General features: G+C 55.8%; 27 protein-coding genes and 1 tRNA gene. 8 read left to right on the forward strand and 20 right to left on the reverse strand.

Annotation, left to right across the window (positions count from 1 at the left end; all coding sequences use genetic code 11):
- Positions 1–83 precede the first annotated feature (83 nt).
- From clpX to groES, 8 genes are all read right to left on the reverse strand, one after another.
- A complete protein-coding gene (gene clpX, locus ACZ5BW_RS12200; protein ID WP_464540316.1) occupies positions 84–1,361 on the reverse strand; it encodes an ATP-dependent Clp protease ATP-binding subunit ClpX in 1,278 nt (425 codons plus the stop codon).
- A gap of 66 nt (positions 1,362–1,427) precedes the next feature.
- Positions 1,428–2,069 carry an ATP-dependent Clp endopeptidase proteolytic subunit ClpP gene (gene clpP / locus ACZ5BW_RS12205; RefSeq protein WP_464540318.1) on the reverse strand — a complete coding sequence of 214 codons (642 nt, stop codon included), beginning with the start codon at positions 2,067–2,069 and terminating at the stop codon, positions 1,428–1,430.
- Between the two features lie 2 nt (positions 2,070–2,071).
- A complete protein-coding gene (gene tig / locus ACZ5BW_RS12210) occupies positions 2,072–3,379 on the reverse strand; it encodes a trigger factor (RefSeq protein ID WP_464540320.1) in 1,308 nt (435 codons plus the stop codon).
- Between the two features lie 96 nt (positions 3,380–3,475).
- Positions 3,476–3,560, reverse strand: a tRNA-Leu gene (locus ACZ5BW_RS12215).
- A 116-nt stretch (positions 3,561–3,676) separates the two neighbouring features.
- Complete coding sequence (locus ACZ5BW_RS12220) at positions 3,677–4,423, reverse strand: YciK family oxidoreductase (protein ID WP_464540322.1); 747 nt, start codon at positions 4,421–4,423, stop codon at positions 3,677–3,679.
- 132 nt (positions 4,424–4,555) lie between these two features.
- Complete coding sequence (gene hpnD, locus ACZ5BW_RS12225) at positions 4,556–5,398, reverse strand: presqualene diphosphate synthase HpnD (protein WP_464540324.1); 843 nt, start codon at positions 5,396–5,398, stop codon at positions 4,556–4,558.
- A 274-nt stretch (positions 5,399–5,672) separates the two neighbouring features.
- Positions 5,673–7,331 (reverse strand): chaperonin GroEL, encoded by a 1,659-nt coding sequence (gene groL, locus ACZ5BW_RS12230; RefSeq protein WP_464540326.1) that lies wholly within the window; start codon positions 7,329–7,331, stop codon positions 5,673–5,675.
- Between the two features lie 52 nt (positions 7,332–7,383).
- Positions 7,384–7,674 (reverse strand): co-chaperone GroES, encoded by a 291-nt coding sequence (gene groES, locus ACZ5BW_RS12235; RefSeq protein WP_074746846.1) that lies wholly within the window; start codon positions 7,672–7,674, stop codon positions 7,384–7,386.
- A 308-nt stretch (positions 7,675–7,982) separates the two neighbouring features.
- Here groES and ACZ5BW_RS12240 point away from each other — a divergent pair, with 308 nt between their 5' ends.
- The 5 genes from ACZ5BW_RS12240 to ACZ5BW_RS12260 all read left to right on the forward strand — a co-directional run bounded on the left by ACZ5BW_RS12240 (position 7,983) and on the right by ACZ5BW_RS12260 (position 12,591).
- Positions 7,983–8,390, forward strand: coding sequence for a hypothetical protein (locus ACZ5BW_RS12240; protein WP_464540328.1), 408 nt, complete (start codon positions 7,983–7,985; stop codon positions 8,388–8,390).
- 487 nt (positions 8,391–8,877) lie between these two features.
- Positions 8,878–10,197, forward strand: coding sequence for an adenosylmethionine--8-amino-7-oxononanoate transaminase (gene bioA / locus ACZ5BW_RS12245; protein WP_464540330.1), 1,320 nt, complete (start codon positions 8,878–8,880; stop codon positions 10,195–10,197).
- Positions 10,198–10,200: 3 nt separating this feature from the next.
- Complete coding sequence (locus ACZ5BW_RS12250) at positions 10,201–10,458, forward strand: hypothetical protein (protein ID WP_464540332.1); 258 nt, start codon at positions 10,201–10,203, stop codon at positions 10,456–10,458.
- Positions 10,459–10,506: 48 nt separating this feature from the next.
- Positions 10,507–12,153 carry a D-alanyl-D-alanine carboxypeptidase/D-alanyl-D-alanine endopeptidase gene (dacB, locus tag ACZ5BW_RS12255; protein ID WP_464540334.1) on the forward strand — a complete coding sequence of 549 codons (1,647 nt, stop codon included), beginning with the start codon at positions 10,507–10,509 and terminating at the stop codon, positions 12,151–12,153.
- Positions 12,154–12,276: 123 nt separating this feature from the next.
- Positions 12,277–12,591: a helix-turn-helix domain-containing protein gene (locus ACZ5BW_RS12260; RefSeq protein WP_464574155.1), complete on the forward strand. Its 315-nt coding sequence runs from the start codon at positions 12,277–12,279 to the stop codon at positions 12,589–12,591.
- Between the two features lie 23 nt (positions 12,592–12,614).
- Here the strand turns inward: ACZ5BW_RS12260 and ACZ5BW_RS12265 are convergent, their stop codons facing one another.
- From ACZ5BW_RS12265 to rpe, 4 genes are all read right to left on the reverse strand, one after another.
- Positions 12,615–12,845 (reverse strand): DUF433 domain-containing protein, encoded by a 231-nt coding sequence (locus ACZ5BW_RS12265; RefSeq protein ID WP_464540338.1) that lies wholly within the window; start codon positions 12,843–12,845, stop codon positions 12,615–12,617.
- A 136-nt stretch (positions 12,846–12,981) separates the two neighbouring features.
- A complete protein-coding gene (trpE, locus tag ACZ5BW_RS12270) occupies positions 12,982–14,463 on the reverse strand; it encodes an anthranilate synthase component I (protein WP_464540340.1) in 1,482 nt (493 codons plus the stop codon).
- A gap of 141 nt (positions 14,464–14,604) precedes the next feature.
- Complete coding sequence (locus tag ACZ5BW_RS12275) at positions 14,605–15,333, reverse strand: phosphoglycolate phosphatase (protein WP_464574157.1); 729 nt, start codon at positions 15,331–15,333, stop codon at positions 14,605–14,607.
- 113 nt (positions 15,334–15,446) lie between these two features.
- A complete protein-coding gene (gene rpe, locus ACZ5BW_RS12280; protein ID WP_464543709.1) occupies positions 15,447–16,130 on the reverse strand; it encodes a ribulose-phosphate 3-epimerase in 684 nt (227 codons plus the stop codon).
- A gap of 186 nt (positions 16,131–16,316) precedes the next feature.
- Here rpe and apaG point away from each other — a divergent pair, with 186 nt between their 5' ends.
- Entirely contained in the window at positions 16,317–16,700 is a 384-nt protein-coding gene (apaG, locus tag ACZ5BW_RS12285) for a Co2+/Mg2+ efflux protein ApaG (protein WP_074975439.1), read from the forward strand.
- Positions 16,701–16,718: 18 nt separating this feature from the next.
- Here apaG and der read toward each other — a convergent pair whose 3' ends face one another.
- The 8 genes from der to ndk all read right to left on the reverse strand — a co-directional run bounded on the left by der (position 16,719) and on the right by ndk (position 25,783).
- Positions 16,719–18,119 carry a ribosome biogenesis GTPase Der gene (gene der / locus ACZ5BW_RS12290; protein ID WP_464540342.1) on the reverse strand — a complete coding sequence of 467 codons (1,401 nt, stop codon included), beginning with the start codon at positions 18,117–18,119 and terminating at the stop codon, positions 16,719–16,721.
- Positions 18,120–18,257: 138 nt separating this feature from the next.
- Positions 18,258–19,610: an outer membrane protein assembly factor BamB gene (gene bamB, locus ACZ5BW_RS12295; RefSeq protein WP_464540344.1), complete on the reverse strand. Its 1,353-nt coding sequence runs from the start codon at positions 19,608–19,610 to the stop codon at positions 18,258–18,260.
- Between the two features lie 162 nt (positions 19,611–19,772).
- Positions 19,773–20,411, reverse strand: coding sequence for a tetratricopeptide repeat protein (locus ACZ5BW_RS12300; RefSeq protein WP_464540346.1), 639 nt, complete (start codon positions 20,409–20,411; stop codon positions 19,773–19,775).
- Between the two features lie 33 nt (positions 20,412–20,444).
- The gene (hisS, locus tag ACZ5BW_RS12305) at positions 20,445–21,704 is read right to left on the reverse strand and encodes a histidine--tRNA ligase (RefSeq protein ID WP_464540348.1); all 1,260 of its coding nucleotides are present in this window, start codon (positions 21,702–21,704) and stop codon (positions 20,445–20,447) included.
- Positions 21,694–22,944: a flavodoxin-dependent (E)-4-hydroxy-3-methylbut-2-enyl-diphosphate synthase gene (gene ispG / locus ACZ5BW_RS12310; RefSeq protein ID WP_464540350.1), complete on the reverse strand. Its 1,251-nt coding sequence runs from the start codon at positions 22,942–22,944 to the stop codon at positions 21,694–21,696. The genes hisS and ispG overlap by 11 nt, the downstream gene beginning before the upstream one ends.
- Positions 22,945–22,975: 31 nt before the next feature.
- Complete coding sequence (locus ACZ5BW_RS12315) at positions 22,976–24,133, reverse strand: helix-turn-helix domain-containing protein (protein ID WP_464540352.1); 1,158 nt, start codon at positions 24,131–24,133, stop codon at positions 22,976–22,978.
- A 108-nt stretch (positions 24,134–24,241) separates the two neighbouring features.
- Positions 24,242–25,339: a dual-specificity RNA methyltransferase RlmN gene (gene rlmN / locus ACZ5BW_RS12320; RefSeq protein ID WP_464540354.1), complete on the reverse strand. Its 1,098-nt coding sequence runs from the start codon at positions 25,337–25,339 to the stop codon at positions 24,242–24,244.
- Between the two features lie 18 nt (positions 25,340–25,357).
- Positions 25,358–25,783, reverse strand: coding sequence for a nucleoside-diphosphate kinase (ndk, locus tag ACZ5BW_RS12325; protein ID WP_464540356.1), 426 nt, complete (start codon positions 25,781–25,783; stop codon positions 25,358–25,360).
- 204 nt (positions 25,784–25,987) lie between these two features.
- On the opposite strand from ndk, the gene ACZ5BW_RS12330 reads away from it, so the two are divergent.
- A complete protein-coding gene (locus ACZ5BW_RS12330; protein ID WP_464540358.1) occupies positions 25,988–26,206 on the forward strand; it encodes a hypothetical protein in 219 nt (72 codons plus the stop codon).
- A complete protein-coding gene (locus ACZ5BW_RS12335) occupies positions 26,193–26,519 on the forward strand; it encodes a type II toxin-antitoxin system PemK/MazF family toxin (protein WP_464540360.1) in 327 nt (108 codons plus the stop codon). The genes ACZ5BW_RS12330 and ACZ5BW_RS12335 overlap by 14 nt, the downstream gene beginning before the upstream one ends.
- Positions 26,520–26,556 lie beyond the last annotated feature (37 nt).

Consider the following 26,556-nt stretch of genomic DNA (forward strand, 5'->3'; position numbering starts at 1 on the left):
CCTATAAGAAACAAACGATAGTTATGGGGACGCCGTAAAGAAATTCAAGGCAACAACGGCAATGTCGAAACACGAAACCCGGACTAGCAGCTCTTCGCCACTTTCGGTTTGTCCGAATAGATCAGAATGGGTTTGATATCCCCATTGACGGAACTGTGGTCAATCACCACTTTGGCAACATTCTCCAGTGACGGCAGATCAAACATCGTATCCAGCAGCGCAGCCTCAAGAATGGAGCGTAAACCTCGCGCACCGGTCTTTCGCACCAGCGCCTTGCGGGCAATCGCTTTGAGAGCCTGGTCCCGGAACTCGAGATCGATGCCCCCTTCCATGTGAAACATTTTCTGATACTGCTTGATGAGCGCATTCTTGGGTTCGGTCAGGATTTGAATCAACGCGGCCTCATCGAGTTCCTCGAGGGTTGCAACGACAGGCAATCGGCCGACGAATTCCGGAATCAGGCCATATTTGACCAGATCCTCGGGCTCGACACCGCGAAGCACGGCACCAAAATCCTTGCGGTTATCCTGGCTTCTTACGCTGGCGCTGAAACCTATCCCGCCCTTCTCCGAGCGAGCGCGTATGATCTTCTCCAGGCCATCAAAAGCACCCCCGCAAATGAAAAGAATATTGGTGGTATCTACCTGCACGAACTCCTGGTTGGGATGCTTTCTCCCTCCCTGCGGCGGCACGGACGCGACCGTGCCCTCGATCAGCTTGAGCAGTGCCTGCTGCACACCCTCACCCGAGACATCGCGCGTGATGGACGGATTATCCGATTTGCGCGAAATCTTGTCGATTTCGTCTATGTAGACAATGCCTTGCTGCGCCTTTTCTGCGTCGTAGTTACATTTCTGAAGCAGTTTCTGGATGATGTTTTCAACATCCTCGCCGACATAACCCGCCTCGGTCAGCGTTGTCGCGTCCGCCATGACAAAAGGCACATCCAGCAAACGCGCCAGCGTCTGGGCGAGCAGCGTCTTGCCGGAGCCTGTGGGGCCGATCAGCAGGATGTTGCTCTTCGCCAGCTCGATCTCATCCGGGTCGGCGGATTTCGCGAGGGTTCTCAGACGCTTGTAGTGATTATAAACCGCTACCGACAGAATTTTCTTCGCCTGCTCCTGGCCGATCACGTATTGATCCAGGATCTGGCGAATTTCATGGGGAACAGGCAGGTCCGACTTTGCGAGCTTGGCCGCCTCCACGCCCTGTATTTCCTCGCGAATGATATCGTTGCACAACTCGATACATTCGTCGCATATGAACACCGAAGGACCGGCGATCAGCTTCTTTACCTCATGCTGACTCTTGCCACAAAAGGAACAATAAAGCAGTTTTTCTCCGCCAGTTTTCTCTGACATAGTTTTATCCCGCATTATCCGAGCTGAATAGCTCGTGACTGATTACAAGCTCTCCCGAGTCAAACTTCAACCGGCACCCTCTCCCCTCGAAGTCAGCACAGCGTCCACCAGGCCATATTTCACCGAGTCCTCCGCACCCAGAAAGTTATCCCGGTCGGTATCTCTTTCAATGGCTTCCATACTCTGACCGGTGTGTTTTGACAGTAGCTCATTCAATCGGTTCTTCAGATACAGGATTTCCCGGGCATGAATCTCGATATCGGATGCCTGCCCCTGGAACCCTCCCAGCGGCTGATGAATCATCACGCGCGAGTTGGGCAGGCAAAACCGCTTCCCTTTCGCTCCGGCTGCCAGAAGCAGCGATCCCATGCTGGCCGCCTGTCCTATGCAAAGCGTGCTGACGTCGGGCTTGATAAACTGCATGGTATCGTAAACCGCCATTCCGGCGGAAACCAGACCACCGGGCGAATTTATGTAAAAATGAATATCCTTGTCGGCATTTTCCGATTCGAGAAACAGGAGTTGCGCGACAATCAGGTTGGCGGATGCTTCGGTAACGGGTCCCACAAGAAATATGACTCGCTCCCGCAGCAGCCGGGAATAAATATCGTATGCGCGCTCTCCCCGGCCGCTGGTTTCGATCACCATCGGGATCAAGCCCAAACCCTGGGGTTCGGGATTACGCTGCTTCCACTCGAATCGTTGCATGTTTATGATCTTCCCATCAATTCATCCAGCGGCATCGGCTTGCCGGTCACGACCGCCTTCTCCAGTACCCATGTCACCACGTTATCCTCCAGCGCCACCGATTCAGCCTCCCTCAGCCGTTCCGGCGCGGCATAGTGCCAGCTGACTACTTCGGCCGGATTTTCGTAGGCTTGCGCGAGATCTTCCACCACCGCACGCACCTGCTCCGGTTTGGGGTGCAGACTATGCGTTTTTACCAGTTCTCCCAGAATCAGCCCCAGCTTTACCCGATGTTGCGCCCGCTCCTGGAGCATATCGTGCGGCAGGGAGAAGTTCTTTGTATCCATGCCGCGTGAAGCAAAATCATTGCGGGTATCCTCCATCAGGCGGTCCAGTTCCATTTCCACCAGCGCTTTGGGAGGTTCAACGTTACTGGTCGTATCGAGAAGGACCTGCATTACCTGCTCCTTGAGTCTCGCGTTTACGCGTTTGGCTGCCTCACGCTCAAGATTCGCCCGGATTTCACTGCGCATCTTTTCAATATCGCCCCCGGCAATCCCGAGCGAAGTGGCGAAATCGGCATTCACTTCCGGCAGTTTCGAAGATTCCACTCCATTGAGCTTCACTTCGAATATGGCCGTTTTCCCTGCGACCTCCTTTCCATGATAGTCTGATGGAAAGGCAACTTCAAATGTTTTGCTCTGACCGGGGCTCATGCCGGGCAGAGGCTCTTCGAAGTCCTTGAGAAGCCTTCCTTCGCCCAGCACCAGACTGAAATCTTCAGCCTTGCCGCCCGCAAATTCGGCGCCGTCGATCAATCCACAATAGTCGATATTGATTCGATCGCCCACCTGGGCGGGCCGGTCCGCAGGTTCAAACTCAACCCGCTGCTTGCGTAATACCTCCAGTGTCTTATCCACGTCGGCAGGAGTAACCTCGACTACCGGACGTTCAATATGCGCGCTGCCAAGATCGCCAAGCGCGATATCTGGATAGACCTCAAATGTCGCACTGAATTCAACCTGAGCGGCATCGCTTTCTGCCAGCCTGGATTCGAAGCGGGGATAGCCCGCCACCCGCAGGTTATTCTCGCGCACGGCCTCGCTGAAATTCTTTTTCAGCACATCTTCCATGACCTCCTGCCGAACCTGCGGACCATATTGCTGTGCGACAATTTTCAAGGGCACCTTGCCCGGTCGAAACCCGTGAAATTTCGCTGTTCGCGCCAGTCGCTTCAAGCGGTTTTCGACTTCCGTTTCGATTTTCTCCTGGGGAACTGAAACGTTAAGGCGGCGCTCGAGTGCACCGAGGTTTTCAACATTTGTCTGCATTAAATTTCCTGAGGGTTGACAACATTATTTACCATGAAGGGGCCAGGGAAACTCGATAGCGATCAACACGCATCGCTCAGACCTGTTCACCATCCCTGGTGCGAAAGGGGGGACTCGAACCCCCACACCTTTCGGCGCCAGAACCTAAATCTGGTGCGTCTACCAATTCCGCCACTTTCGCAGGCTTTTCATTCGGGGCTTGACCACGATTATACTCGTTTCTCCCAGCGACAGCAGCCATGCGCCTTCGGCAAGTTCGACCGCCGTGAAGGACAGCGCCGCGATGTGCAGTGTGAACTAGCAGAGTATCGTTTTGCCACTGACCTCTTTGCTGTCGGGGCCCATGAGATACAAATAGCAGGACATCAGATCCTGCGGCTGGCGCAAACGCTGCTTGACTTCACCCGGATGCGTTCTGGTTCGCTGCGGTGTGTGTACAGGCCCCGGAATCAAGGCATTGATACGCAGAGAGGGAAGAATTTCCCACTCCTGCGCCTGGATCTTGACCAGCGCCTCCACTCCGGCCTTGGCTACCGCAAAACCACCCCAGTATGCGGCGGGAACATGCCCGTGCGCATCGGATGTCATAATGACACTTGCATCAGAAGAAGCCTTCAGCAACGGAAGGCAGGCACGGGTCAGGGCAAACGGCGCAATGAGATTGACGCGCAGCAGGGCGACCCATTCTTCCAGCGTCTGGGCCTCCAGCGGTGTCAGGTTGAATAATAGCGCCGCATTATGCAGAATGCCATCCAGTCTGCCCAATTGCAATTTAATGGCATGGGCAATAGCGGCAAAATCCTTGTCCCCCGCTTTTTCCAGATCCAGCGGAAAAATTGACGGCTGAGCCCCGCCTCCCGCCTCGATTTCGTCGTAGACGCTTTCCAGTTTCTTCACGTTTCGCCCATGCAGGATAACCGTGGCGCCATGGGCAGCATATGTCAGCGCAGCAGTTCGACCGATACCCTGGCCGGCCCCGGTAACCAGAATCACACGACCCTTGAGCAGGTCGTTCGGTGCAATGTAATTTTTCAAATCGTTCATAAAAGTACTTACGGCTGGAAACGAATTTCCGTTAAGATGATTGCTGCCGGTTTACAGCGACGCAGGCTCCGGGGAAGTGCCTTTGGGTAGCAGCTGGTAGCGGCCCTTGGGCAGCGCGATGAGCAATGCGCTTCACCCTTTCATCCAGGTTTTCCACGCTATCCAGAGCTTGCGCAGCGGCGTCAGGCTTATACGCTGCCGCATCACATGACATCCATCAGCCTTGATCTCCTTCAGCAGGGCCTGATAGATCGCAGCCATGATGATCCCGGAACGCTGGCTTTTGCGATCCTCTCCTGGCAGTACCGCAAAAGCGCTCGCATAATAACTTTCCGCCCGCTCGATCTGAAATTCGATCAAACGCCTGAAATTGTCCGTTTCGCGCGACTGGAGTATATCCTCATTGCTCACCCCGAAGCGCGCGAGTTCGTCCTGGGGCAGATAAATACGGTCGCGCCGGGCATCCTCGCCGACGTCGCGTATGATATTGGTGAGCTGGAACGCAAGCCCGAGATCCTGGGCATATTCGAGCGTTTTCGGGTTGCGATAGCCGAATATCTCGGCGGAGCATAATCCCACCACGCTTGCCACATGGTAACAGTAGTGCCGAAGCGTATCGAAATCCGAGTAGCGGTTATAGTCAAGATCCATTTCCATGCCGTCTATGATCTCGTTCAGGCGGCCTGCGGTCAGATTGAACGTGCTCGCCACGCTAGCCAATGCCAGAGCCACAGGATGGCTGGGCTTGTTCCCGTCTGCATCGAAGATCGCAGCGACTTCCTGCCGCCACCATGCAAGCTTTGCTCGCGCTACTGACGCATCCGTACACTCATCCACGACATCATCCACCTCCCGACAAAAAGCGTAGAGCGCAGTAATGGCACGACGCCTCTCAGGAGGCAGATAGAGAAAGCTGTAGTAGAAGCTCGAACCGCTTTGAACAGCTTTTTCCTGGCAATACTGATCTGGAGTCATGATAAGTTATAAAAAGGCGATAATTTGTCATCGCTGAACCATCGTTGAAGCAAAAAAAGCGCATTATCTCATCAATCACACTTGTCGCTGCGTTCCTCCGGACAAAACCCGCTCAACCAGCCGATATAGATTGCCTGGATGGATTTCTGCAGCAGGAATATCCATGGATGAATGCTGCCTTCCGCACGGCTTCCACTAATAAAAAACCCCGCAGTCGCGGGGTTTTTTATTGCACAGCTTATTGCACAATCGGTGCAGCCGGTACGGGCAAACCTTACATGTCCATGCCGCCCATGCCGCCCATTCCACCCATACCGCCCATGCCGCCGCCCATACCGCCGCCGGCGCCTTCTTCCTTGGGAATTTCCGCTACCAGCGCATCGGTGGTGAGCATCAGGCCCGCGATGGAAGCGGCATGCTGTAAGGCATAACGCGTCACTTTGGTAGGATCGAGCACGCCCATCTGAACCATGTCGCCATATTCGCTGCTGGATGCGTTATAACCGAAGTTCTCCGTCCCTTCCAGGACCTTGTTGATGACCACAGAAGGCTCATCACCGCAGTTTGCGACGATCTGGCGCAGTGGCTCTTCCAGGGCACGCAGAACGATCTTGATGCCGGCATCCTGGTCGTGGTTGTCGCCTTTCAGGTTCGACACTGCGCTACGGGTGCGCAGGAGCGCGACACCGCCGCCAGGAACGATACCTTCTTCCACCGCAGCCCGGGTAGCATGCAGCGCATCTTCCACGCGCGCTTTTTTCTCCTTCATCTCGACCTCGGTAGCCGCACCGACCTTGATCAACGCCACCCCGCCAGCCAGCTTCGCCACGCGCTCCTGCAGTTTCTCCTTATCGTAGTCGCTGGTCGCTTCTTCGATCTGAGCACGAATCTGCTTCACACGGCCTTCGATGTTCTGGGTATCCCCGGCGCCGTCGATAATGGTGGTTTCTTCCTTGCCGACTTCCACCCGCTTGGCTTGCCCCAGTTCCGCGAGAGTTGCCTTTTCCAGCGAAAGACCCACTTCTTCGGCAATCACCGTGCCGCCGGTGAGAATAGCGATATCCTCGAGCATTGCTTTGCGACGATCACCGAAGCCTGGCGCTTTCACTGCGCAGGTCTTGAGAATGCCGCGAATATTGTTGACCACCAGCGTGGCGAGCGCCTCGCCATCGACATCTTCGGAGATGATCAATAACGGCTTGCCAGCCTTCGCCACCTGTTCCAGCACTGGCAGCAAGTCCCGGATATTGGAGATTTTCTTGTCATGCAACAGGATGAACGGGCTTTCCAGCAGTGCGATCTGCCTGTCCGCGTTGTTGATGAAGTAGGGTGACAGGTAGCCGCGATCGAACTGCATGCCTTCGACCACATCCAGTTCGTTTTGCAGCCCGGAACCATCCTCCACCGTGATGACACCTTCCTTGCCAACTTTTTCCATTGCATCGGCAATGATCTTGCCGATCTCGGGGTCGGAATTGGCGGAAATGCTGCCAACCTGCGCGATTTCCTTGCTGGTGGTGCAGGGCTTGGAAAGTTTCTTCAGTTCTTCAACCGTAGCGACCACCGCCTTGTCGATCCCCCGCTTGAGATCCATCGGGTTCATTCCTGCGGCGACATACTTCATGCCTTCCTTGACAATGGATTGCGCCAGAACGGTAGCCGTGGTCGTTCCGTCGCCGGCAACATCGGAAGTCTTGCTGGCGACTTCCTTTACCATCTGCGCGCCCATGTTCTCGAACTTGTCTTTCAGTTCGATTTCCTTCGCTACTGAAACACCATCCTTCGTGATGGTGGGTGAGCCGTAGGAACGCTCCAGCACGACATTGCGTCCTTTGGGTCCGAGAGTGACTTTTACCGCATCGGCCAGGATGTTGACTCCGGTCACCATCTTGTGGCGAGCTGAATCGCTGAATTTAACCTCTTTCGCTGCCATAATCTTTTTCTCCTAATTTCCAGAAAATATTGTGCAAGACGTCTTGCGAAAATTAACCTTCAACAACGCCCATAATGTCTTCTTCGCGCATCACCAGAAGTTCTTCTCCCGATATCTTCACGGTCTGTCCGGAATATTTGCCGAACAACACCTTATCCCCGACTTTCACTTCCAGCGGGCGGACGTTGCCGTCGTCGCCGACCTTGCCTTTGCCCACGGCGACAATTTCGCCCTGATCCGGTTTCTCCGCGGCACTGTCAGGAATGACAATACCGGATGCGGTCTTGCGTTCTTCTTCCAGCCGCTTGACGATGACGCGGTCGTGTAAGGGACGAATCTGCATGTTTTCTTCTCCTGTGTTTTAAAAAATTAAAACGAATGAAATCCTCCGGGGTTGCCTGAAGGCGGCCCCCCGAGCCATTACCTCATTACCGAAACTATTAGCACTCAACGCTAACGAGTGCTAATAATAGGGTTTGCGACGCTGAATTTCAAGTGGATGACTGACTTCGCCCACAACTTTTTTCGATTCTCCGCACTCTCTGATAACTTCGCCTATGATTGAATGGGAATGGCCACAGCCTGTCCCTTGAATTCCTTTCCCAGAGCAAAACACTGATTCTCTCAGTCCATCAGTAAAAGGAGGCAGACATGCAAGCTACACAGCCTACGAACCAACCCGCCCAGACACCAAACCTGTATCAGCTGAGCGGCAACAATCTCAATATCACCTATTCGACCAGTGGCATAGACGGCAAGCCGCATTTCAGCTATCAGGATTTGCAACAAACGCTCGACTTTACCGGTGATCAAATTCGAAGTGTGGAAACTGAAATCGGCACGCTCGTCAGCGTTACAATCCGGATGACGGTGGATACCGGAGGAACCACTTTCAGCCTTTTGCTGCCTCGCATACAGATACCCGGAGAGCAGACGGTTCCTGTACGAACCATCGGCATCACCACTCTCCATCGATTCTCTGTCCTGCCGATAAGCGGCCAGCGCGATTTCTACACCGTAACCCGCCTCCGCGGGTCGGCAGAACGGGTATTCTTCTAATTTTCTACGTGTTCAATCCCACTATATGACAACGTCCATATCGTCATATAGTGGGACCAGGCAGAGGGAAACCTGTTGCTGGGAAAATTGAAGCATCTTTCATGCGGAAGCAGTTTCTTGTGATCCTGGTTTCCAGGTCGAGGCGGCGCTGGCTCGTTATCAGGAATACTCCGCTCGCAGTATTCTCATGTTGACGCCTGATCGATTCCGCTCCCTAGCAGATAGTCACGGAGTAATCGGAGTAGAATGCGGGCGAGTTTTTCGTCATCTGCAGCGAAAGAGCTCAAGTTGAGCAAGGTATCTTTTACGCTGTTATGATTAGCCCTTGTACAAGAGAATTCACTTTATACGGTTATCGAGCCTTTTTCATTTACTACCGTTAGGGAAAATTCTAAAGCTCGGCTTTAACCTGGCGTAATCTCACATTCCATGTCAATAATTCAAGCTCTCGTGGAAAGCTCTATAAGTTCCAGCTTTCAAGTAATAAATGCTGAAGCAGAGTAATAACGATTTGCTGGAACGCAGCCTGAAGTCGGTCTGGCATCCCTGCACTCAGATGAAGCAGCATGAATCACTGCCGCTCGTCACGATTTCACACGGAAAAGGCGTATGGCTTTACGACCGCGACGGCAAACGGTATCTCGATGCCATCGGTTCCTGGTGGGTCAATCTGTTCGGTCACGCCAATCCGCGCATCAACGCAGCCATTCGCGAGCAGCTTGAGCAGCTGGAGCATGTCATGCTGGCCGGATTCACGCATGAGCCGGTGGTGGAATTGTCCGAGCGCCTGAGCAAGCTGGTGTCGAACAGGCTCGGTCATTGCTTCTACGCTAGCGATGGTGCATCCGCCATAGAGATTGCGCTGAAAATGAGCTTTCACTACTGGCACAACCTCGGTCGCCCCGAGAAGAATCGTTTCGTCAGCCTGCGGAATGACTATCACGGCGAAACGCTGGGAGCACTTTCGGTCACGGATGTGGCGCTCTTCAAGGAAACCTATGCGCCGCTCCTGAGGCCAGGCAATCATGTTCCCACCCCGGACTGGCGCTATGCCTCCAAGGGGGAATCGCCCCAGGGGCATGCTCTGCGCGCAGCCACGGCGCTCGAGGCGCACCTTGCGGCGCATCATGCGGAAATCGCCGCGCTCATTCTGGAGCCGCTCGTCCAGGGCGCTGCCGGCATGGGCATGTACCACCCGGATTATCTCAGGTGCGCGCGAGAGATCTGCGACCGGTATCAGGTGCATCTCATCGCGGATGAAATCGCGGTCGGGTTCGGCAGGACAGGAACGCTATTTGCCTGTGAGCAGGCCGACATCCTGCCGGATTTCCTCTGCATCGGTAAAGGTTTGACGGCGGGCTATCTTCCTCTCTCGGTCGTGATGACTACGGAGGACATCTACGCTGCCTTCTACGGTGACAGCACGGCGCGCGCCTTTCTGCATTCCCATACCCATTCCGGCAATGCGCTGGCCTGCCGCGCAGCGCTGGCGACGCTGGATATTTTCGAGCAGGACGGGATCATCGAGGCGAACCGTGCCAAGGCGCGCTACCTCAACCAGGTGTCCGCGCCCATTGCAAGGCATCCGCTGGTGCGGAACTTCCGCAATTGCGGAATGATCTGGGCGTTCGAAGTCGAAACTTCCGACCCGGCGTTTTCCGGAAAATTTTTCCAGGCTGCGCTCGGGCAGGAACTGTCCTTGCGGCCGCTGGGAAACACCGTCTACTTCATGCCGCCGTATGTCATCAACGAGCAGGAAATGGACCTGCTGGTGGCGGGCACGCTGGCGGTACTGGACGATTGGTGACTCATGGTGAAAACCGCGCTGAGCAAACTCAATGCGACTGACCTTTCCCGGCGCGGCAGGATCAGGCCTTTTTGCGTCCCGTCAGAATTGACGCATCAGGGACCTTTCCCGGCGCGGCAGGATCAGGCGGACCACTTCCGCGCTCCTCCCGATCAGACTTTCCGGTCAGACTTTCTGGCCTGGCTTTCCGGTCAGACTTTCCTCGTTCCGGGGAACCTTCGACTTGCGCCATTCTGGCCGGCGTCATCCGGCAGAAACTGAACTGGAATGCAAGTATTCCTGTCCAATCCGCATCCTTTGAGATCTAGCATGTTCCTGTTCACACTTCTGGAAAACTCGCTGGAAAACCCGCAGAAAAACCTGACCGGAAACTCATCCGGAAATCCACTGAAAAATTCGCATCGCCCATCGCTATCACAGGCAGTAAAGTGGGCATTATGCAGCCTGCTTGTCTTCCTGCCGCTGCCGGGTTTGGCGCTCGACCTACCTCCCGCAGTAAAACACGCACTCGCACAGGCGGGCATCCCCCGGTCCGCTGTCGGCATTTACGTGCATGAGACCGACGCAGGACAGCCGCTGCTGGCTATCAATGCCGGCACCGGCATGAACCCGGCCTCGGTGATGAAGCTTCTGACCACATTCGCCGGACTGGAACTACTGGGACCGGCGTACGCCTGGAAGACGGAACTGTACGCGGATGGCATTGTGCGGAATGATGCGCTTCACGGTAATCTGGTCATCAAGGGCTACGGTGATCCGAGGCTGAATCTGGAAAACTTCTGGCTGCTCACCCGTCGGCTGCGCCAGACCGGATTGCGCGAGATCACCGGCGACCTGGTGCTGGACAGCAGCCATTTCGATCTCCCCGGCAGCGATCCCGCCGCATTCGACGGCAAGCCCTATCGCGCATACAACGTCCTCCCCGAGGCGCTGATGGTGAATTACCGGACGCTCGCGCTGCGGCTGCTGCCGCAGCCGGAAAGCAGGAGCGTGCGCATTGTGGTGGACCCCCTGCTGCCCTCTCTCGACCTTAAAAACAGCCTGACGCTCACCAACGATGCATGCAATGACTGGAAGGACGCCCTTGGCACGGATATTCAGTCCGGCCCCGGCCTCGACAGCCGCGTGTCCGTGACGCTCAAGGGCAGCTATGCCTTTGGGTGCGGCGAAAAAACCCTGTTCCTCAGCGTTCACGACACTGCCCGCTATACCTTCGACCTGTTCAGGCAATTGTGGGAGCAGCAAGGGGGTGTTCTGCGCGGGACCGTGCGCAGGAGTGCCGCTCCGGGAGGAACTGTTCCGCTGGAAACCCACCAGTCTCCTCCCTTGGCGGATATCGTGCGCGATATCAACAAGTTCAGCAACAATACCGCCGCACGGCAGCTCTATCTCACCCTGGGGCTGGGCAGCGAACCATTCAGGGAACCGCAAGTAATGCCGGCTTCCTTCAGCATCGGGTACGGGAATGGCCGAGTCGCCGAAAATGGAACAATACCTTCTCTGGATGGAACTGGGGAAAATCCCGACCAGTCACGCGCAACCCTCGCCAGATCGGAAAAAGCCATGCGGCAATGGCTCGCTTCCCGCCAACTGGTCTTTCCCGAGCTGATCCTGGAAAACGGGTCTGGCTTGTCGCGGAATGAACGCATCAGCGCCGGCAACATGGGCAAACTGCTGCTCGCCGCATTCCAGAGCCCTGTCATGCCCGAATTTGTCTCCTCCCTGCCCATCGCCGCAGTGGACGGCACCATGAAGAAAAGACTGAGCCGCAGTGCCGCCGCCGGTCAGGCCCATATCAAGACTGGCCTGCTGGAAGGGGTAAAAACCATGGCGGGTTATGTGCGCGACAGGTCGGGCAGGCGCTCGGTCGTGGTTTTTTTCATCAACCACCCGCGCGCGGAGAGTGGACAGGTTGCCATGGATGCGCTGCTCGATTGGGTCTATGAGGGACGATAACAACTCACCAAGGAAGTTGTGCCAGGAAGCCGGAGTAGCAAACAGTACACTACCTGCTTTCCCTGATAGGCCAGGCAATCGACAGGGCAAAGCGTGAAGATGAATTAATGAAGATAAATTGCGATGCGTAAAAAGAAATCAGCAATACTTGAAGCTGTCCATGACACAGCAAAGGGACTCCATCGGATAGGGGCCATGGATCAAGTCACGCTCCAGGAATTCGACCGGCTGTGTCTGCCGCCTGTCGAACCCCTGGAGCCAGAGCAAATCAAGCAAATCAGGGAAACTTCACGGGTCAACCAGGCTGTCTTTGCTGCTCTGCTGAATACAAGTGTCTCCACGGTGCAGAAATGGGAAATCGGGCAGAAAAAGCCTACGGGCACAGCTCTCAAGCTGCTGCACCTTGTACAAAGGAAAGGACTGGAAACCATCACTTGAAGTTGGTCAGAGAGCTAGTCTAACTAAAAACCGGCAAGCATTACCTCGCGCTCTTCGGCACGCCACGCGGCATAGCGAAGTGCTTGCGTAATGTCCTCACGCTCAAGATAAGGGTAATCAACCAGGATAGATTCCACAGTATGGCCAGCTGCAATCTGCCCCACGATCATGCCTACTGCCACGCGCATACCGCGAATACAAGCTTTACCACCCATCATTCCTGGCTGCTGAGTGATGCGGTTCAGCCGTTCCATATCGACTCCTACCGTAATAACTCTATTTAACGGTAATGGTTAAATAACGGTATCTCAAGAACTTATTTGCCGCGAGCAGGGGATTATCGACACGGGAGTATCCATGGCTGGAACCAGGGCCTGTTAACACTTGTTTTCATTTGATCCTGCTATCCAATCCGCTCTCCGCAATCTCCGCCGCACGCAACAGGGCCTTGGCCTTGTTTTGCGTTTCCACCCATTCGCTTTGAGGAACTGAATCAGCAACGATGCCGGCACCCGCCTGGACATGCAGTTTGCCGTCCTTGATCACACCGGTGCGGATGGCGATGGCCAAATCCATGTCCCCGTTGAATCCGAGATATCCGACAGCACCTGCATAGATTCCGCGCTTCGAGACTTCCAGTTCATCGATGATTTCCATTGCCCGCACCTTCGGTGCGCCGCTCACGGTCCCCGCCGGAAAGGTAGCGCGCAGCACATCCATCGCATTGAGGCCGGGCTTGAGCCGGCCTTCGACATTGGAAACAATGTGCATGACGTGCGAGTAGTGCTCGATACGCATGTTCTCTGTCACCTTTACCGTTCCGATCCGCGCCACGCGTCCTGCATCGTTGCGCCCCAGGTCCATCAGCATTACATGCTCCGCCCGCTCTTTCGGGTCAGCGAGCAGATCAGCCGCCAGCGCTGCGTCTTCCCCCAAGGTCTTGCCCCGCGGACGGGTTCCTGCGATCGGGCGTACCGTAACCGTTTCACCCTCGAGCCGCACCAGGATTTCGGGCGAGGCTCCCACCACGTAAAAGCTACCGAGGTGGTAATAAAACATGTAGGGAGAAGGATTGAGGCTGCGCAACGCGCGGTACAGCGCGAGCGGCGAGGCAGCGTACGGTTTGCTGATGCGCTGCGACAGTACCACCTGCATGATATCGCCATCAAAAATGTAGCGCTTGGCCCGCTCCACTGCCGAGATGAAATCCGCCTCTGCGAACTGCGACACCGGCGCACCCGATTCACACGGCGCTTCCAACGGAATCCGTAACGGTTCTCGGAGAGCTTCCAGCAGTTCTTTCAATCGTTTCCGGGCGCTGGAATAAGCACCCTCCAGAGCAGCGTCCCCGTATACGATGAGGTAGAGCTTGCCGGAAAGGTTATCCACCACTGCCAGCTCCTCCGAAACCAGCAGCAGGATGTCCGGCGTATCGAGCGTATCGGGCAGCCTGCGCGCGCGCTCGCCAGCGAGCCTGCGCTCGATATAACGCACCGTATCGTACGCGAAGTAGCCCGCGAGACCGCCGCAAAAGCGCGGTAAGCCGGGATAAGGCACCGCCCTGAAGCGCGCCAGATAGGATTGAACGAAAGCAAGGGGATCTTCCGACTGGAATACCTGTCTGCTGCTGGCATCGATTACGCTGACATCGCTGCCGCGCACCTCGATTCGACTGCGGGCAGGTAAGCCGATAACTGAATAACGTCCAAAACGCTCGCCACCCTGGACGGATTCCAGCAGATAGGAATAAGCCTCATTCGCCAGCTTCAGATAAACTGAAAGCGGAGTGTCAAGGTCGGCAAAAGTTTCGAGGACGACAGGAATGTGCGTATAGCCCTTTGCCGCCAGGGCATGAAATTCTGCTTCCGTCATGATTCAGACTCCAAAAAAAACAGAAAATGAAAAAATACCGCAGACCGGATCAATGTTTATCGAACCGCCAACGCCAACCCCAGCAGTGCCAGTAGCACCATCCCTGGGTTGCATATCTTTCCTTTTCCGTTTTTCCGTTGCTCATGACGATTTCTGGATCAGCTTTGTCGCTTCGTACAATGTGGAGACGATCGCATCGCAATCAAGTTCGTGCAGGTCGCGTCCTTCGTTGTATCCATAGGGAACACAAAAGACGTGACAACCTGCCGCCCGAGCAGCCTGGGCATCGTTCAGCGAATCCCCGACCAGCAGCATCTCATGGGGCCCGATTTCGAAGCGTTCACAAGCGTGCAGCAAAGGCATCGGGTCCGGTTTCTTTTTCGGCAAGCTATCGCCCGAAACCACGATATCGAAGTAGTCCAGCAATTCCGCCGCACGAAGCAGCGGCAAGGTAAAAGCCTCTGCCTTGTTAGTCACGCAAGCAAGCCGGAAGCCGCCTGCGCGCAAGGCGTTCAATCCCTCGCGCACGCCGGGATATGCACGCGTATCCACATACAGCGTTTTTTCGTAGCTCTGCTCATACAGCGGCATTGCGCGCTGCAAAAGGTCTGCATCGGGCTCGCCATCGAGGTCGCCGGTGAGCGAGCGTTTCACCAGCTTTTCTATCCCTTTGCCAATATAGGATTGGATGGTTTCCAGCGGAAGCTCGGCTTTCCCCAGCTCCTTCAGCATCATATTGGCAGCGGTGGCAAGATCAGGTGCCGTATCGAGCAAGGTGCCGTCGAGATCGATCATGACTGCTTTGATCGGCAGGGGAAAATGCGTATCAGGGGAAGAAGCACGTGCAAGCGGAGAAAAGCTTTTGTTCACGTCGTGTTATCCATATTCATTGAAAAATAATACCGGCTCGTTCGTATAAGCGAAAGCGACGGGGAGCTTTCCAAATGACGCTCCAAACTTCGGGAGCTTACTCACGAGCATGCTCAAACCTTCTTCAGTTCTGCTCGCAGAGCTGAGAGGATCGTGTCATAACGGTGAGGATCGCTGTCCTTCCCTGCGCTGTAAATTGCTGAACCGGCAACGAAAGTATCTGCTCCAGCGCGCGCAATTTCCGCGATGTTATCCACTTTCACGCCACCGTCGATTTCCAGCAGTATATTCCTGCCGCTCTCGTCGATACGTTTTCGCACTTCCCGCAGCTTCGGCAACGCTTCCGGAATGAATTTCTGTCCCCCGAAGCCAGGATTGACAGACATGATCAGTATCAGGTCCAGCTTGTCGAGAACGTGATCAAGATAATTCAATGGTGTGGCGGGATTGAAAACGAGTCCCGCCATACATCCCTGCTCCTTGATGAGCCCGATGGTGCGATCGATATGACGCGTTGCCTCCGGATGAAAGGAAATGATATTGGCTCCCGCTTTCGCGAAATCCGGAACGATACGGTCAACCGGTTCGACCATCAGGTGCACGTCGATAATCGCATCGGTTACCGGCCGAATGGCCTCACACACAAGAGGTCCGATAGTCAGATTGGGTACATAATGATTATCCATCACATCGAAATGGATAAAATCCGCGCCGGAATCGATAACTGCGGAAACTTCCTCGCCCAGCTTGGCAAAGTTTGCAGATAAAATGCTTGGAGCAATGCGGTAATTGGCCATGAAGGGCGTCCTTGTGATGATCAAAAAAACTCGATTTTAACCGTAAATTGCCTTGCGGCGTTAGTGGCGTCTGCCTTTAAAGCTGCTGTTCCTGGTTGCGATCTCTTGCAGTCCTGAAAAATCGTTCCAATGATTTTACGGCGTGCTGCCCTTGCCCTGAACCGGAAAATAGTGTGCAATGCCAGTATGGCTGAAGGAAAAAGATACGAGATCGCGGTAAAGGTTCATACCACCTATCTTCCGGAACAATCGGACGAGGCGCTGGACCGTTATGTATTCGCCTATACGATCGTTCTTTCCAACACCGGCACAGTCACTGCTCAGCTCATCAGCCGGCACTGGGTCATCGCCGATGGCACCGGCGGCGTACAAGAGGTAAGAGGTCTGGGAGTTGTAGGAGAGCAACCCCTGCTGAAACCGGGAGACAGCTATGAATACACGAGCGGCACGGCCATCTCGACACCGGTAGGCTCAATGAAAGGCAGCTACCAGATGGTGGCCGAGGATGGCCTGCGCTTCGATGCGCCCATTCCGGAGTTCATTCTGAGCGTGCCGCGGATATTGCATTGAGAAATCTTCCGCCATCCATTACCCATACTTCTTCCGCCCGTAGCGTCGGCGGCGATGGGCTCGTTTTGCCTCGGCTTCGGTGAGCGGAGCGGGACTCTTTTCCGCGTAGGGATTACGGCCTGTCCTGAACTCTATCCGCAGCGGCGTTCCCTCCAACTCGAAGGCGTTGCGAAATGTATTTTCCAGATAACGCTGATAGGTCTGCGGCACAGCATGGAGCGCATTGCCATGGATGACAATCAATGGCGGATTGGAGCCACCCTGATGGGCGTAGCGCAGCTTGGGACGCGATACACCGGCGCGCGGGGGTGGCTGCTTCTCCACCGCGGCCAATAGCGTGCGGGTAAGCCTGGGGGTGGGCAGATGAGCCATCGCCGCCCCATAGGCGACATCGACAGAGGGCAGCAGCCCTTTCGTGCCAGTGCCATGTAGTGCCGAGATGTAGTGAAACCGGGCGAAATTCTGCAGAAACGGCAATTTACGGCTGATATCGCGCTTGATCATGTCGCGCTGGTACTCATCCAGGCTGTCCCACTTGTTCACGGCCAGCACCAGTGCCCGCCCCGCTTCCAGGATGAATCCGGCAATGTGCGCATCCTGATCCGAGATCTCGCTGCGCCCATCCAGCACCAGTATCACCACGTTGGCGTCTTCTATCGCCTGCAGGGTTTTCACCACGGAAAACTTTTCCACGGCCTCCTGCACCTTGCCGCGGCGGCGCAAACCGGCTGTATCGATCAGGGTATAGGTGCGCCCATTCCGCTCAAAATCGATATGGATGCTGTCACGCGTGGTCCCCGGCTGATCAAACGCGATGACACGCTCCTCTCCCAGCAAGGTGTTCACGAGCGTTGATTTCCCCACATTCGGACGACCCACGATAGCGATTTTCGGATGCTCGTCTTTTCTTTCCTGCTCCAGTTCCTCGGGAAGACCCTGAAGCGCCAGCGCTACCAGCTCATTCACATTGTCGCCATGTGCGGCGGAAATTGCACAAGGCTCGCCCAGCCCCAGTTCGTGAAACTCCGCGGTAACGACAGAAGCAGCCATGCCTTCGGTCTTGTTTACCACCAGCAGGGTTCGGCGACCCGATCTGCGAAGCTGCTCGGCGATAATTTTGTCCTGAGCCGTCAAACCGCTTCGACCGTCCACGATGAAGAGCACGATGTCAGCCTCGTCAATTGCCTGCAGCGTCTGCTTTGCCATCTCATGCAGGATGCCTTCCGTCGCCATAGGCTCGAAGCCTCCGGTATCGACCACGAGATATGGCCTGTCGCCCAGCTTGCCGTGTCCGTAATGACGGTCGCGCGTCAACCCGGGCATGTCGGCCACCAGCGCGTCGCGACTGCGTGTCAGACGGTTAAAGAGCGTGGACTTGCCAACGTTGGATCGCCCTACCAGTACGAGGGTGGGTTTCATGATTTCAGCTTTTGTCTAAAACAGGGCCCGGCTGCGGCATATGGCACGGAATTGAAGCCTGAGGCAGCGAATTCAGACGGATTACCCGACGTGTTCCTCAGAAGGTGAATTTTCAAACACGCGCATCCAAGCGCACCACTAGGCACCGAAGGCGAAAACTCCGCCTTTCCGTGTTTGTACCGCGATACCACTGGGCAAGGATATGGGACGGGCGGTAATAGCGCCTTCGTCGGTTGCGGATCGCGCAATAATGGCGCCATTTTCCTTCCTGATGAAATTTACATAACCTTGAGAATCTCCTACCACGATGCGAGCACCGTGCGCCAGCGGGGCGGATAACCTGAGTCCGTTGAGCAGATCCTGCGCCCATACGCTGGTGCCATCCCTTTTGTCGTAAGCCACTATTCCGCCCCTGTTCTCGCTCACATAAACGTAATGGTCATCCATTGCCAGACCGGCATTGCTGGATACGTCCCGAGCCCAGATCTGGTTACCGGCTGTAAGCTCGAAGCAGGCGATACGCCCCTGGTAGGCAACAGCGCACACCTGCTGCTCATCCAGAACAGGCAAACTGGTAACATCCGAAATTCGCTCAAGTTCGGTGGCGCCTCTGGGCCGTGACACCATTGCCTCCCAAACCAGACTGCCGTTCGAAAGATTCAGCGCCACGAGCCTGCCTCCGGCAAAACCGGCGTATACCCTGTCATCGGTAATCAGCGCGCCAGCGAAACTCCGTACTGTCAGGGATGGAGTAGCGCCCTGATAAACCCACTTGCGCTTGCCGCTCTCACTATCCAAACCATATATACGGCCGTCTCCCGTGCGAACGACTACCACGCCCATTCCGGCATGCGGAGGGCTCAGCACTTCGGTTGACAGATTCGCGGTCCACTTCGATTTACCGCTTTTCTCGTCGAAAGCCAGCACTTCCCCCTTGAAAGTACCGACCAGCAGCATACCATCTCCCGCGCCGATTCCACCCGCGAGAGAATGCTTGGTGTCGATGACGCCTGAAGCCTTGCCTGAAGCTGCGTCGAAACGCACAAGACGGCCATCCGGCCCCCCCGCGTAGACAGCGCCATCGCCGAAAACCGGCAGAAATACAGTCGCCGGACTTTCCTCGACGCTCGCCTCCCAGCCGGGGCGCGTGCTGGGTATCACCTCCAGTTGTGCGATCTGCTCCGGGCTCATTTGAACCTCACCTGGTCCGAAAAGATCCGTAACACCGGACACATCGATATCAGCAAGGCTGCGGCTCACGTCGCGCACCATGTCTACCATGCCTGCACATCCGGAAAGCGTGAAGGACGATACGAGCAATAGAACATAGCGCCAGAATGCACTATCCGCCAGGTGAAACAGGCGCGATTCTCCTGAGAGTGATATTTCCCTGTGGACCCCACTGGCGCCGGCCGTAGCGCTTCCTGGCCTATCCGCAGGCATGGGAAACACATTCAGCAACTCATCGGCTGACGCTTTGCTTGCGCGCATTTTCCTGTTTATGAGAAGGAGTGGTTGCGAAAAAATCAACGAGCCGATCAAGGCATATCAGGACATATCAGGTTAAGGGGGCGGCTTCCAGAATGGGCCGGCAGCAAGCTGCGAGGGCTGGCGAACTCGCGCCGGCTTATCCGGTTTATATCGAAACTGTAACTATTTGGCGCCTGGCAGCGCATCCAGCTTCATCTGCACGATATCATGGTAAGTGCCGCCGGCGCTTATCCTGGCAAGCGCCGTTTGATAAGCCGTCCGGGCTTCCCCAACTTTCCCGGTGGCCGCCAGCACGTCGCCCCGGCGGTCGGCATAGAGTCCGTCGAAGGATTCTCCATGGCTGGTTTCAAGCAGGCGCAGCGCCTCGTCGTATTTTTTCTCATCCAGCAATACGCCCGTCAAACGTAATCGGGCCATGTCTTTCAGCTCTTCTTCCCCGGAATTGTCGAGCACCCATTGCAGGCGGTTTTTCGTGTTCTGCAAATCTCCGGCGTTGAAACTGGCCTGAGCCGATATCAATGCCGCACGCGACGCGTAACCGCTACTCGGAAAGCTTTCCATCACCAGACCGGCAGCGTCGCTGATTTTTTTTGCATCGCCACTCCCCTGAACCTGTAGCACGGAATCATATAATTCCAGGGCCTGCTCGGTTTTCTGCTTCTTGTAGTAGTTCCATGCCTGCGCGCCACCGATACCTGCGATGAAAACTGCGACAATCACAATCACCAGCGTGCCATACGTGTTCCACCAGGACTTCAGCTCGTCTATATTTTCCTGCTCTTCCGGATTATATGCTGCCATTTACCTTCCCGAGTTGAATTGAATTCTTCTGATTCAGGCCCTTTTCAACAGGCCGACAGCTTCCGCAAGCTCCACCCGGACCTGCTCGGCTGCTTCCCGCAGCGGCTTGATGCTTATTTCGCCGGCTTGCGCTTCATCATCTCCGATGATGACCGCAAAACGCGCCCCGCTGGCATCGGCCTTTCTCATCTGCGTCTTGAAACTGCCCTCTCCGCAATGCAGAATTGTCTGGAACCCATGGTCACGCAGATATCTTGCCGTTTTCCAGGCAAACCCGACTGCGGCGTCGCCCTTGTGAATCACGTAGATATCAGGAAGGACCTGAGGGATGGCACTGTCCATCATCAGTGCCAGTACCCGTTCCACTCCCAGGGCGAATCCGCATGCGGAAGTAGCCTTGCCGCCCACCTGTTCTACCAGTCCGTCATAACGTCCGCCTGCGCAGACGGTTCCCTGCGCTCCCAGCTTGTCGGTGACCCACTCGAATACGGTGCGATTATAATAATCCAGCCCCCGTACCAGCTGCGGGTTGATCTCGAAATCGACCCCCTGCTCGCGCAGGATTTGCTGCAAACCTTCAAAATGAATGAGAGAATCCTCGTCCAGGTCATCCAGTAACCGCGGCGCGCTCTCGATAATCTCTCTCATCCCGGCATTCTTGCTGTCGAGTATGCGCAGGGGATTGCTGTGCAGGCGCCTGGATGCATCCTCATCCAGCTTGCCTAGATGCCGCTGCAGGTAGCCGATCAGGCGGGTGCGATGCACGGAGCGCGACTCCGCGCTGCCAAGCGTCCCGATTTCGAGCCGCACCCCGGAAACACCGAGCCGCTTCCACAAGTCGGCGCACATGATGATAAGCTCGGCATCGATATCGGGGCCGGCATATCCCAGGGCCTCGGCGCCGACCTGGTGAAATTGCCGATAACGTCCTTTTTGCGGACGCTCGTGGCGGAACATCGCACCCGAATAATACAGCCGTTGCGGGCCGGAGTAGAGCAGATTATGCTCAAGAACCGCCCGCACGCAGGACGCGGTTCCTTCCGGCCGCAGGGTCAGGCTCTCGCCGTTGAGATGATCCACGAAGGTGTACATCTCTTTCTCGACGATATCTGTAACCGCTCCGATGGAACGCACGAACAGATCGGTCTGCTCCACTATCGGCATGCGGATATTGCGGTAACCATAAGCCGCCATCCAGTCGCGGACACTCTGCTCGAAGAACTCCCACCGGTAAATCTGATCAGGCAGGATATCGTTCATCCCGCGTACGGCCTGAATCCCCCTAGTGGGCATCGACTGCTTTCTTCGGGTATTTCATCTGCACATATTCATCGACTATCTGGCGAAACTCCCCTGCGATATTGTCGCCTTTCAGCGTTACAGACTTCTGGCCGTCCACAAACACCGGCGCCACCGGCCGTTCTCCCGAGCCTGGCAGACTGATGCCGATATTGGCATGCTTGCTTTCGCCGGGGCCATTGACCACGCAGCCCATCACAGCGAGCGTCATATTTTCCACGCCTTCGTATTCCTCGCGCCATACCAGCATCTGGTCGCGCACGTAGCCCTGGATGCTTTCCGCCAGTTCCTGAAAATAGGTGCTGGTGGTACGGCCGCAGCCGGGACAGGCGGCAACCAGAGGCACAAAAGCGCGCAAACCGGTGGTTTGCAGTATCTCCTGAGCCACGATCACTTCGCGCGAGCGGTCCCCCCCTGGTTCGGGCGTCAACGATATGCGTATGGTATCGCCGATACCTTCGAGAAGCAGTACCGACAGCGCCGCCGTGGAAGCAACAATCCCCTTCGAACCCATGCCCGCCTCGGTGAGCCCAAGGTGCAGCGCATAGTCGCAGCGGGATGCAAGGGCGCGATAAACGGTAATGAGGTCTCTCACCCCGCTCATCTTGCATGACAATATGATTCTGTCACGACCCAGCCCGATCTCCTCCGCGCGCTCAGCGCTTTGAAGCGCAGAGGTAATCAAGGCTTCGTACATTACCGCGGAGGCATCCTTCGGGTCCCCCGAGCGGGCATTCTCGTCCATCATGCGCGCCAGCAACTCGGGATCGAGGCTTCCCCAGTTGACCCCGATGCGCACCGGTTTTTCATACTTGCAGGCTGCTTCGATCAGAATGGAAAACTGTTCGTCGCGTTTCTTTCCATGCCCGACATTACCGGGATTGATACGGTATTTCGCCAGCGCCTGTGCGCAGCCGGGATACTCTGTCACCAGTTTATGGCCGTTGAAGTGAAAATCGCCTATCAGGGGAACGTGGCAGCCCATATCGTCGAGGCGTGCCCTGATGCCCGGAACTGCCTTGGCGGCTTCGGCCGTATTGACGGTAATGCGCACGAGTTCAGACCCGGCACGCGCAAGCTGCGCCACTTGCACGGTGGTGGTGATTTCATCTTCCGTATCGGTATTGGTCATGGATTGCACCACGACGGGCGCGCCTCCACCGATCCGGATCGAACCTACCTGAACGCCCACGCTGTTCCGGCGTGGGGGAAAAGCACTTTGAGCCATAGACATGATGAATATGAGATGCCGTGTTGATTGAAATCTATTCGAGCACGAGATGTGCGATTCCACCGGGGAGTTTGGCGAAAGTCGAGAGATCGACCGGGCTGTTATTGTAGACAAGCTTGACCTGACCCGGGTTTCCGATCATGAGGGAATAGGGCGGCTTACCACGCAGCACTTGCTCACTGCCAGGAGGATTGACTCTTGAGAGAAGCAATTTACCGTTGCCATCCTTGACTTGCACCCATGACTCCCCGGCAAACGTCAGATGAATTCCAGCTTCTGCAGGACTCGGCTTCGGAGCAGCTGCGACCTGAGGTGGCTTCGGAGCAATTGCAACCTGAGGCGACTTCGGAGCAGCTGCGTCATGAGGCGGCTTCGGAGCGACTACGACCTTGGCGGGCTCCCCACCTGGAGCTGCCGATGCCGCGGGAGGAGTTGGCGGCGGCAGTGGCGGCACAGGAGGTAGCGTGAGAGGCTCCCCTGCCGAAGCTTCGGTACCGCTCCCGGCAGTCTCGTCTTTATGAGTGGACGTCGCGGCGTCCTGCTCTCTGCCCGCATCCGCAGAGGGTGCCGTTTCCTGGAGAGCCGCAATACCCGGCTCTGGCTGGGAAGCCATATCGGGAGCAAACGCGAAAGGTGCGGGAGCCTGGGATTCCGGCACTTCTGCGGTGGGCGCCTGCGGTGCAAACGGGAATGAAACAGTCGATTGCCCGGTGTCTTTCTCCGATTCCATTGCCATGCCGGGCTGCTTGACAACCGGAGCCTCGTCACCGCTATAGATCGCGTAACCCAGCAGGATGATCGCCAGGATAACTCCTCCGCCGATAAGCACGTTGCGTTTCAGATACTCCACCCCGGAGGGAAAAGGGATCTCCTCGCTTGGAGGCCGTCCCACATGCGCAGTCGGAGGAGGAACCGACTGTTCGAGCAACTTCAATAACGGCGCCTCATCCAGTTGCAGCAATTTGGCGTAATTGCGCACGAATCCACGCAGGAAAGGGCCGCCGGCAAGCTTATCGTATTCATCCTCTTCGAGCGCCGTCACCTGCCGCGGCGCAAAGCGCAGCTGCCGGGCAACGTCCTCGATATCCAGGCCGCGTTCCAGCCGAGCGGCACGCAGCACCTGACCGACCCGCTCTTCGGCCTGTTTTGGTTCCTCATGCTGCTCGATGTCGCTACTTTCAGGAGCTTCCATTCCCTCACCCCATCCTCATGTTACCTGCCGCTTCATATCCGCAAATCGCTTTTACGCCTTCACGTCTCCAGCTGTAGTTGCCGACCGGAAAATACGCCCGAACCTGCCTCATCCAGCTGCTTCCGCAATGCTGCGGTGAACCCGTCGTGTCTTGTCGAGGACTTTTCCCGCGAGCTGGCCGCAGGCCGCGGCAATATCATCCCCCCGCGTCTTGCGTACTGTAGTCACCAGTCCTGCCTCCATCAACACATCACGAAAGCGGGATACGGCATTTGCGGAAGAACGCCTGAAACCTGAATCAGGAAAAGGATTGAACGGAATCAGGTTGAACTTGCAGGGAGTGTCCCTTACCAGTTGCACCAATTCATGCGCCTGCGCCACGCTGTCGTTGACGCCATCCAGCATGACATACTCAAAAGTGATGAAATCTCGTGGCGCGGATTGAAGATAGCGCTCGCATGCGGCCAGCAGTTCCCTGATCGGGTATTTTCGGTTGATCGGCACCAATTGATCGCGCAAGGCATCGTTGGGAGCGTGCAGGGATACCGCCAGCGCTACCGGGCAACGTTCGCGGAGACGGTCCATGGCCGGAATTATTCCCGACGTGCTCACGGTCACCCGGCGCCGTGATAAGCCATAGGCATTATCGTCCAGCATCAGGTCGAGCGCGGTCACTACATTCTCGAAATTTGTCAGCGGCTCCCCCATCCCCATCATGACTATATTGGTGACGGGACGCTCGCGTCCGGCTTCACTCGTGAACGTTTCCGTCAGCGCTTTATTCGCCCACCACAATTGGCCGATGATTTCCGCCACCGTCAGATTCCGGTTGAACCCCTGCCTCCCAGTGGAACAAAATGCGCACGCGAGCGCACACCCTACCTGACTGGAAATACACAGTGTCCCCCGGCTCGTTTCCGGTATATAAACTGTCTCGATTCCATTGCCCGCGCCGACCGACAGCAGCCATTTGCGAGTGCCATCGGGAGCGGTATGATCGCTGATAACTTTCGGAGGTTCTATCACCGCGGCAGCAGACAGCTTTTCCCGCAATCCTTTCGCGAGGTCGCTCATGGCATCGAAATCGGCTTCACCGGCCCGATGTATCCAGCGCAGCAGTTGGCGGGCGCGGAACGGCTTCTCACCGATTTCCGCACAGAAGCCGGTAAGCCCTTTCGCATCGAAATCCAGAAGATTGATGCTCATACCTGAGCCGTGATCCCCTTATCGCGAATAAATGTTGAGTTCCGGAAAAAAATAGGCGATCTCAACCCCCGCGGTTTCGGGCGCATCCGAACCATGCACAGCGTTCGCATCGATACTCTCGGCAAAATCTGCCCGAATCGTCCCTTTTTCGGCCTTCCTCGGATCGGTCGCCCCCATCAGATCCCGGTTTTTTCTGATGGCATCCTCACCTTCCAGCACCTGCACCACGACGGGACCGGAAATCATGAATCTGACCAGATCATTGAAGAACGGCCGCTCCCGATGGACCGCGTAAAAACCCTCGGCATCAGTCCGGGATAGGCGCAGCATCCGTGATGCGACTATTTTCAGTCCGTTCCGTTCAAAGCGGGAGTAAATTTCTCCTATTATATTTTTTGCCACTGCATCCGGCTTGATGATAGACAGGGTTCGCTCGACAGCCATCAAATACTCCAGGTAATTATGTAAATCTTTATTATTCTAACAAGAACCGGCTTTAAAGTCCCTAATTGGATATCCGGACAGGGTTTTTCGCAAAGCGATGCGCGCTTGGAAATAAAGGGACGAATAACGTATATTCTGTGCTAATATTAACACGTATACGCATAACGTATTAGGACATTTAAAAGCACGATCATGCATAAACGAATGACGATTACTCTCGATGAAGCCGTGTATGAGGGGCTGTATCGGACGGTGGGCAAGCGCCGCATCAGCCAGTTCATCGAAGACCTGGTAAGACCGCATGTTCTCGGTACTTCCCTGGACGACGGGTATCGAGCAATGGCTGCCGACGAGGAACGCGAGATGGAAGCAAGGGAATGGAGTAATGCCCTTGTTAAAGATATCTCTGATGAAGCGCGGTGAAGTCTGGTGGGTTGAATTTGACCCGGCTGTTGGAAGCGAGATTCGTAAGACCCGTCCAGCCGTCATTATCAGCAATGATGCGGCGAACCGTAATCTGGCACGGGTTGTGGTAGTTCCTCTTACCAGCAGTACGGAACGCCAATATCCAGGTGAGGCATTAGTAACGATTAATGGAAGACCGGGGAAGGTAATGGCAGACCAGATCATGGCTTCCGATAAGGCACGCCTGAAAAATCAGCTTGGCATCCTGTCGAAGACCGATATGCTGGCAGTGGAGGATGCCATCCTGGTTCATTTGGGGATGCCAAAGTAAAACGAAAAAAAGCCCGCCAAAGAGGAAAACGTCCACT

The sequence above is a fragment of the Nitrosospira sp. TNL300 genome, from assembly GCF_055385915.1.

Bases quoted from the DNA above. Each gene is read 5' to 3' on its own strand.
- ACZ5BW_RS12250 (WP_464540332.1), top strand. From the start codon at position 10,201: ATGGTGAAAACCGCGCTGAGCAAACTCAATGCGACTGACCTTTCCCGG.
- clpP (WP_464540318.1), bottom strand. From the start codon at position 2,069: ATGCAACGATTCGAGTGGAAGCAGCGTAATCCCGAACCCCAGGGTTTG.
- ACZ5BW_RS12335 (WP_464540360.1), top strand. From the start codon at position 26,193: ATGAAGCGCGGTGAAGTCTGGTGGGTTGAATTTGACCCGGCTGTTGGA.
- bamB (WP_464540344.1), bottom strand. From the start codon at position 19,610: ATGCGCGCAAGCAAAGCGTCAGCCGATGAGTTGCTGAATGTGTTTCCC.
- ACZ5BW_RS12220 (WP_464540322.1), bottom strand. From the start codon at position 4,423: ATGAACGATTTGAAAAATTACATTGCACCGAACGACCTGCTCAAGGGT.
- trpE (WP_464540340.1), bottom strand. From the start codon at position 14,463: ATGACGGAAGCAGAATTTCATGCCCTGGCGGCAAAGGGCTATACGCAC.
- clpX (WP_464540316.1), bottom strand. From the start codon at position 1,361: ATGTCAGAGAAAACTGGCGGAGAAAAACTGCTTTATTGTTCCTTTTGT.
- bioA (WP_464540330.1), top strand. From the start codon at position 8,878: ATGCTGAAGCAGAGTAATAACGATTTGCTGGAACGCAGCCTGAAGTCG.
- ndk (WP_464540356.1), bottom strand. From the start codon at position 25,783: ATGGCTGTCGAGCGAACCCTGTCTATCATCAAGCCGGATGCAGTGGCA.
- groL (WP_464540326.1), bottom strand. From the start codon at position 7,331: ATGGCAGCGAAAGAGGTTAAATTCAGCGATTCAGCTCGCCACAAGATG.
- ACZ5BW_RS12315 (WP_464540352.1), bottom strand. From the start codon at position 24,133: ATGGAAGCTCCTGAAAGTAGCGACATCGAGCAGCATGAGGAACCAAAA.
- apaG (WP_074975439.1), top strand. From the start codon at position 16,317: ATGGCTGAAGGAAAAAGATACGAGATCGCGGTAAAGGTTCATACCACC.
- ispG (WP_464540350.1), bottom strand. From the start codon at position 22,944: ATGTCTATGGCTCAAAGTGCTTTTCCCCCACGCCGGAACAGCGTGGGC.
- hpnD (WP_464540324.1), bottom strand. From the start codon at position 5,398: ATGACTCCAGATCAGTATTGCCAGGAAAAAGCTGTTCAAAGCGGTTCG.
- ACZ5BW_RS12240 (WP_464540328.1), top strand. From the start codon at position 7,983: ATGCAAGCTACACAGCCTACGAACCAACCCGCCCAGACACCAAACCTG.
- ACZ5BW_RS12300 (WP_464540346.1), bottom strand. From the start codon at position 20,411: ATGGCAGCATATAATCCGGAAGAGCAGGAAAATATAGACGAGCTGAAG.
- groES (WP_074746846.1), bottom strand. From the start codon at position 7,674: ATGCAGATTCGTCCCTTACACGACCGCGTCATCGTCAAGCGGCTGGAA.
- der (WP_464540342.1), bottom strand. From the start codon at position 18,119: ATGAAACCCACCCTCGTACTGGTAGGGCGATCCAACGTTGGCAAGTCC.
- dacB (WP_464540334.1), top strand. From the start codon at position 10,507: ATGTTCCTGTTCACACTTCTGGAAAACTCGCTGGAAAACCCGCAGAAA.
- hisS (WP_464540348.1), bottom strand. From the start codon at position 21,704: ATGCCCACTAGGGGGATTCAGGCCGTACGCGGGATGAACGATATCCTG.
- ACZ5BW_RS12265 (WP_464540338.1), bottom strand. From the start codon at position 12,845: ATGGAACGGCTGAACCGCATCACTCAGCAGCCAGGAATGATGGGTGGT.
- rpe (WP_464543709.1), bottom strand. From the start codon at position 16,130: ATGGCCAATTACCGCATTGCTCCAAGCATTTTATCTGCAAACTTTGCC.
- ACZ5BW_RS12330 (WP_464540358.1), top strand. From the start codon at position 25,988: ATGACGATTACTCTCGATGAAGCCGTGTATGAGGGGCTGTATCGGACG.
- tig (WP_464540320.1), bottom strand. From the start codon at position 3,379: ATGCAGACAAATGTTGAAAACCTCGGTGCACTCGAGCGCCGCCTTAAC.
- ACZ5BW_RS12260 (WP_464574155.1), top strand. From the start codon at position 12,277: ATGCGTAAAAAGAAATCAGCAATACTTGAAGCTGTCCATGACACAGCA.
- rlmN (WP_464540354.1), bottom strand. From the start codon at position 25,339: ATGAGCATCAATCTTCTGGATTTCGATGCGAAAGGGCTTACCGGCTTC.